The following is a 431-nucleotide window of genomic DNA, read 5'->3' as shown; positions in this document are numbered from 1 at the left end:
GAGAAGTTGGCCCAGGTGGCAGTAGAATCTCCTTCTACTGTCATTGGAAACATTAGTCTTGCTACAGAGGAAGAACTAAAAATATTTGAGAAGTGGAACCAGACTACTACGGATTATCCGAAGGATAAAGTGCTTTCTGAGTTATTTGAAGAACAGGCAAAACACTTGCCTGAACAGATAGCTCTAGTGTTCGGAGAGCGGTCTATTACCTACAGAGAAGTAAATGAAAAAGCAAACCAGATAGCTAAACATCTACAAAAGTTGGGAGTATCTCGAGGAAAGACAGTTGCTCTTCTGATGGACCGTTCGGCAGAAATGATAATCAGCATGCTTGGTATTTTAAAAACTGGCGGTGCGTATCTTCCTATCGATCCTTCATATCCTTCAGATCGAATTCAGTATATGCTGGAGGACAGTGGTACGGATCATTT

1 protein-coding gene is annotated in these 431 nt (G+C 41.5%); it reads left to right on the top strand.

Features of this window, described 5'->3' with window-relative positions; translation table 11 throughout:
- Nucleotides 1-15: 15 nt before the first annotated feature.
- The coding region (locus BPMYX0001_RS27145) for an AMP-binding protein (RefSeq protein WP_167535693.1) at nt 16-431 on the top strand (416 nt) is incomplete at its 3' end.

The organism is Bacillus pseudomycoides DSM 12442 (genome assembly GCF_000161455.1).
In the GTDB taxonomy this organism is placed as follows: Bacteria; Bacillota; Bacilli; order Bacillales; family Bacillaceae_G; genus Bacillus_A; species Bacillus_A pseudomycoides.
The sequence above is the reverse complement of the archived record's forward strand: the minus strand, read 5'-3'. Positions and strand labels throughout refer to the sequence as shown.